We start from the raw sequence: 5,849 nt of genomic DNA on the forward strand, positions 1-5,849 counted from the left end.
TTTTTTCCCAGAAGATAGTGCAAAGATACAAAAAGAAGCAGAAGCAGAAAATATCGAAAAATTTATATATTGAGAAAGAGAAAAACAGGCATATTGAGAGTGGAGCAATAAGAAAAGGAGTGGAAAGAAGAAATGGGAGAAGAGAAGAAGGGGGAATTTGAGCCGAAGATAATCGGATTTACCTGTAATTGGTGTACATACGCATCAGCAGACCTTGCAGGGACGTCGAGGAAGAAATACCCGCCGAATGCACGGATAATAAGGCTTATGTGTTCGGGGAGGCTGGATCCGATGTTTGTGCTCAAGGCGTTACTGAATGGTGCAGATGGAGTGTTTATAGGGGGCTGTCATCCCGGGGAATGCCACTATATAAAAGGGAATTACTATGCCAGGCGGAGAATAGCGGCGATAAGGACGATTCTGAAGCAGTTTGGACTGGATAACAGGGTCAGATCAGAGTGGATAAGTGCATCAGAGGGAGATAAGTTTGCAAGGGTGATGACGGAGATGGCGGAAGATTTGAAGAAGCTGGGTCCAAATCCAATGAGAGGTAAGATATTATGAAAGGTGCAGAGATAGGGATAGAGGATTTAGAAGGCTTTTTTAGAGGCTTACTGGAGAAGGAAGTTGTGGATTGTCTGGTAATGCCACACGCCGCAGGTAAAAATATCGCATATATGCTGGTAACGGATCCGAAGAGGATAGAGTCATCACCGGGAAAAGCCATCTTCGCACCTTCGTTCGGTGTGAATGCTGCGGGAATAGTTAAAGGATGGACGGTAGCGAATAAGGTGGGACTGGTGGCAAAGCCATGCGAGATAAGGGCAGCGATAGAACTGGTGAAGCTGAATCAGATGGATAAGGATAGTTTACTGCTCATCTCTGTTGATTGCTCGGGTACATTTGAGAACCAGGTTTATGCAGACCATAGTGATGAGATAGGAGAGAGGCTGGAGAGCGGGAAGATAGAAGAATTGAAGGGTAAGGGGATAGAGCTGAGAGAGGCATGCAAGATATGTGATAGCAGATTAGCAGATGTCGGTGATATAGCAATGGTGAGGTTGAACGGGGATAAAGTTGTGGTTGCGGGACTGACGAATATGGGAGAAGCAGCACTGACAGCACTGGAACTGCAGTTAGAAGATAAGGAGATAGAGCGAAAAGAGGAGAAGGCGCGGATAGCAGAGGAAGCGAAGAAGAATGAAGAGGCGTTACCGAAGATAAGCAGCATTGAGGAACTGGAAGCGTTCTTACAGGATTGCATAGTATGTAAGAACTGTCGTGATGTATGCCCGGTATGCTATTGTAAAGAATGTTTCTTTGACCAGCCACTGGGCAACCCGGCGAGTGGAGACCTGCTGAACCTCGCTGAGCTGAGAGGTGCAATAGGGGTACCTGCGAATCAGTTGTTCTATCACCTGACGCGAGTGTATCATGTGAGCACGACGTGTGTGGGGTGTGGAGCCTGTGCGGATGCATGCCCTAAGGAGATACCATTGACGAGATATTACCCTGTGATAGCACGGAAGGTGCAGGAGGTGTTCGAGTATGAGCCGGGTAAGGACGTAGAGGAGCCACTGCCTTTCGTTGTGTATGAGGAGGAGGAGCTTGAGGATAAGCTGAGATAAGATAAGAAAAAAAATGATAAAGACATGGGAATTAGAACCGAACTTCAAGTACGAGATAATGAAGGAGCCGGGGGGTGAGCATCTGACATCATGTTTCCAGTGCAGCACGTGCACATTGGGTTGTCCATTAACGGAGATCATACCGGGTTATAATCCACGTAAGATAATCCAGATGAGTTTACTGGGGATGCGAAAGGAGGTTTTATCAAATCCCGATTTATGGGTATGTCTGATATGCCAGACGTGCACGGCTCGATGTCCGCAGGATGTGCGGATAGCGGATTTGCTGGGTGCGATAAGGCGGATAGCGGAGCGAGAGGAGGAAGCGGGAAGGCTTAAGATAGATAGTGTTCGACCGAGATTTGACAAGGCTTTCATGCATCAGTTAGAGAAATATGGGCGATTGTATGATTTCGGACTGGCGAAGGAGTATTATACGGGACGAGAGGGGTCGTTCTTCAAGGGTATGATGGCGATGTCGAAGGATTACAAGGAGTTCGGGATGCGACTATTCAAGAAAGGTAAGATGGGACCGAAAGCTCTCTTCCCGGAGAAAGTGAAGGATAGAGAAGTAATGAAGAAGATATTTGAGCAAATGGGGGCGGGAAAGAAATGAGTGAGCGTAAGTATGCGTATTATCCAGGCTGTCCATCGGGCACGACGGCGATGGAGCAAGACATGTCAATGAAGGCGGTGTTTGAGAAGCTGGGGATAGAACTGGAAGAGATGGAGGACTGGAACTGTTGTGGCGCTGCGGAGGTAGAGGACCCGGAGATTGTGTATGCGTTAAATGCACGTAATCTCGCAATTGCAGAGAAGCAGGGGTTGAATATAGTGACGCCGTGCAGTATATGCTATTACAACTTATCCAGGTCGAACATAGCACTGAAGGGCGATGAGGAGCTGCGTGCAAGGGTGCGCAGTATAGATGCTTCACTGACATATAACGGTGGTGTGGAGGTGAAGCACGTGCTGGATGTGCTTGTGAATGATATAGGGGTAGAAGAGCTCTCAAGCAAGGTGGAGAAGAAAGTAGAAGCGAAAGTTGCGCCCTATTATGGATGTTATATAGGCAGACCGCCAGAGACTGCCTTTGATGACCCTGATGCGCCGGGCTTGATGGACAGGCTGATAGAACTGACAGGTGGGGAAGTAGTCCCATATAATTATACGAAGACGAAGTGCTGCGGTGGTCCTTTAATGATGACACGGCAGGATATAGCATTTGAGATGGCACGGAAGGTACTGGAGGAGGCTAAGAACGCGGGTGCGGACTGTATCGCACTGGCATGTCCATTGTGTGGCATAATGCTGGATGCGAAGCAGCCGGATATAGAAGAGGCTTTCGGGATTGAGATAGGTATGCCTGTGTTATACATAACGCAGTTGTTGGGTCTTGCACTGGGAATAGACTCAGGCAAGCTGGGATTGGATAAGAATATTGTGGATACAAAGGATATAATAGGGAAGGTGGTGTGAAGATGGGGATAGCAGTGATAGGGGGAGGAGTAGCGGGCATAACGGCGGCTCTCGACCTCGCGGATTCGGGTTACAAGGTGTATTTAATAGAGCGTAATGCGGAGCTTGGCGGTAAGATGGCGGAGCTTGCGGAATGTAAGACTGGGTTATCGCCGCGGATAGCGAAGATAGAGAACCATCCGAATATCGAATTGATACTGGGGAGCGAGTTAGAGAGTTTCTCAGGTTCTGCGGGTAACTTCAAATTGAAAGTATCGGGTAATAAGGAGATAGAAGTTGAGAGTGTTGTGCTGGCACCAGGCTATGACATACCGGATAAAGTAGCATTGAGTTATGGATATGGCAGTCCAGATGTAGTGACCTCACTGGATTTTGAAGGTATCTTAAGGGCAGCAACGGCATCAGGCGAGCTAAAGCGGCAGTCGGATGGTAAAGAGGTGAAGAAGATAGGGTTCATAAAATGTGTGGGTTCACGATGCCAGGATAATGAGATATGCTCGACGGCATGCTGCGCGTATACAGCGAAGGAGGCATGGGTGGTAAAGGAGAGGTTCCCGAATGTTGAGGTTTACATATTCTATATGGATGTGCGTGTATTTGGGAAGGATGAGGAGCTTGTAGCGGAGCTAAAGGAGAAATATGGCGTACATTATATAAGGTCGAGGGTGCCGGAGGTCATTCCTGAGGATGGAACGCTGACGGTTAAGTTTGAGAATTTAGAGAAAGGCACGATAGAGAAGATAGAGCTTGATATGGTGGTGCTTGCCGTGGGGCTATTACCTGCGAGGACATTGAGCAAGCTCGCGGAGCAGACGGGTGTAAAGACTGATAAATACGGGTATATAGAGACAAGCATAAGTAATCCGCTGGAGACGAGTGTGCGTGGTATATTTGCATGTGGCACAGCAACAGCGCCGCTGAAAGTGAGGGAGAGTGTAGGCATGGCGAGTGGTGCGGCACTGAAGGCAGCGCTGTTATCAGAACGAACGGAGCTGATTCCGGGACAGGAGGAGCATAAATATATAGAACTGGAGCCAGGAGCAGAGCCGAAAGTGGGCGTTTTTATATGCGATTGTGATGGTGAGGTATCGAAGACGGTGGATATACCAGCGGTTGCGGAGCGTGTGAAAGAGTTGCGGGATGTAGTATTCGTGAGTAGTGACACGAAGACGATGAGTGATGCACTGGCGGCGGTGGAGAGCGGGATAGTGGACCAGGGCTTGAATAGAGTTGTATTTGCAGGCTGTTCGCCACGTGAGTATGAGGATATAATAAGAGAGGTGTGTGCAAAGGCGGGCCTGAATCCGTATCTGGTGGAGCTGGTGAATCTGAGGGAGCAATGTGCATGGGTTTTTGATAAGGAAGCAACGGATGCGGCATTTGATTTATTGAAGATGGCGGTCGAGCGAGCGAAGCGGCTGGAACCTATACCGGTACAGAGGTACCCGGTGACAAAGAAAGCGCTGGTGATTGGTGGAGGGATATCGGGCATGAATGCGGCACTGGATATAGCAGATGCAGGCTATGAGGTGTATTTAGTGGAGAAGAGTGCGGAACTCAGTGGTGGTTTACAAGATATGGGTGAATTACCGGGCGGTGTGAACGCTTCTGAGTTATTGAAGGGGTATATTGACAGAGTAGAAAGCAATGAGCGGATAAAGGTGTATAAGAACGCGAGGGAGGAGGATATAAGAGGCAGAGCAGGTTCGTTCAAGGCGCGCATAGTGGGCGAAGGTGTGGATGAGGAGATAGAATTCGGTGCATGTGTGATAGCAACGGGGGCGAAGGAGTTTGTGCATGAACGCTACTATGGGTATGGTAGCGATAAGAAGGTGCAAACATTGCGGGAATTTATGAAGAAAGGTAAAGTAGAAGGGAATACAGTGGTGATATTACAGGATGTGGGACCAGAGGATGTATACAGTTCGAAGGCAACCAGTATAGAAGCAGTGAGTGCGGCGTTGAGAATAAAGGAGACAAATCCGGATGTTGAGGTGTACTTCCTGTATAAGGATGTGAAGACGTATGGCAAGTGGGAAGCGTTATACAAGGAAGCACGAGAGAAGGGTGTGTTATTTATAAGGTATGAGAAGCAGAAGCCGCCGGAGTATAAGGATGGGATATTGTCGGTATTTGATGTGATACTGAATGACGAGTTGCAGATAAAGCCGGATATGATGGTGCTGGCAGTACCGATGGTGCCTGCGGAGGATAATGAGCGATTGAGTGAGATGTTCAAGATACCGCTGAGGAAAGGGTTCTTCATGGAGGAGCAGGAGCGTCCGAAGATGGTGTTAACGCCAGTGGACACCGTGAATGAGGGGGTGTTCGTCTGTGGCTCGGCGGTGTATCCGGCAATGTTAGATGAGTGCATAGCGATGAGCAGTGCAGCGGCGTCAAGAGCGTGTGTGCTGCTGGCGAAAGATTTCATGGAGACTCCCGCGGTTACTTCGGTCGTTGATGAGCTGATATGTTCGGGCTGTGGCGTGTGTGTGGATATATGCCCGGTGGAGGCGATAGAGTTGACGGAGGAGTCGGTGCCAGTGGTTACGTTCGGTGTGGAGACGGTGGTAGGTGGAACGAGGCGAGTAGCAAAGGTCGGTGATGGGTGCATAGGCTGTGGCAGTTGCGCATCATATTGCCCCTCGGGTGCGATGTCGTTGAAACATTTCCGTGATAAGCAGGTGTATGCTCAGTTGGATTATGCGATATAATGCATAATCCACTGGGCGGTGGTTTTTT

The 5,849-nt window shown here is 48.8% G+C and carries 5 protein-coding genes; all 5 read left to right on the forward strand.

What is annotated here, in order from left to right; all coding sequences use genetic code 11:
• The first annotated feature begins 132 nt into the window (after positions 1-132).
• Genes J7J01_10550 through J7J01_10570 form a run of 5 tightly spaced genes read left to right on the forward strand, consistent with a single transcriptional unit; the run spans position 133 to position 5,821 of the window.
• Positions 133-564, forward strand: coding sequence for a hydrogenase iron-sulfur subunit (locus tag J7J01_10550; protein ID MCD6211298.1), 432 nt, complete (start codon positions 133-135; stop codon positions 562-564).
• Positions 561-1,628, forward strand: coding sequence for a Coenzyme F420 hydrogenase/dehydrogenase, beta subunit C-terminal domain (locus tag J7J01_10555; protein MCD6211299.1), 1,068 nt, complete (start codon positions 561-563; stop codon positions 1,626-1,628). The genes J7J01_10550 and J7J01_10555 overlap by 4 nt, the downstream gene beginning before the upstream one ends.
• Positions 1,629-1,641: 13 nt before the next feature.
• Complete coding sequence (locus tag J7J01_10560; GenBank protein ID MCD6211300.1) at positions 1,642-2,244, forward strand: 4Fe-4S dicluster domain-containing protein; 603 nt, start codon at positions 1,642-1,644, stop codon at positions 2,242-2,244.
• Complete coding sequence (locus J7J01_10565; GenBank protein ID MCD6211301.1) at positions 2,241-3,107, forward strand: CoB--CoM heterodisulfide reductase iron-sulfur subunit B family protein; 867 nt, start codon at positions 2,241-2,243, stop codon at positions 3,105-3,107. Before J7J01_10560 ends, J7J01_10565 begins: the two co-directional genes overlap by 4 nt.
• The gene (locus tag J7J01_10570; GenBank protein MCD6211302.1) at positions 3,104-5,821 is read left to right on the forward strand and encodes a CoB--CoM heterodisulfide reductase iron-sulfur subunit A family protein; all 2,718 of its coding nucleotides are present in this window, start codon (positions 3,104-3,106) and stop codon (positions 5,819-5,821) included. The genes J7J01_10565 and J7J01_10570 overlap by 4 nt, the downstream gene beginning before the upstream one ends.
• Positions 5,822-5,849 lie beyond the last annotated feature (28 nt).

This window comes from Methanophagales archaeon, assembly GCA_021159465.1.
Taxonomy (GTDB): Archaea; Halobacteriota; Syntropharchaeia; order Alkanophagales; family Methanospirareceae; genus G60ANME1.

Excerpts from the sequence above, each read along its gene's own strand:
- J7J01_10565 (MCD6211301.1), top strand. The coding sequence starts at position 2,241 with ATGAGTGAGCGTAAGTATGCGTATTATCCAGGCTGTCCATCGGGCACG.
- J7J01_10555 (MCD6211299.1), top strand. The coding sequence starts at position 561 with ATGAAAGGTGCAGAGATAGGGATAGAGGATTTAGAAGGCTTTTTTAGA.
- J7J01_10560 (MCD6211300.1), top strand. The coding sequence starts at position 1,642 with ATGATAAAGACATGGGAATTAGAACCGAACTTCAAGTACGAGATAATG.
- J7J01_10550 (MCD6211298.1), top strand. The coding sequence starts at position 133 with ATGGGAGAAGAGAAGAAGGGGGAATTTGAGCCGAAGATAATCGGATTT.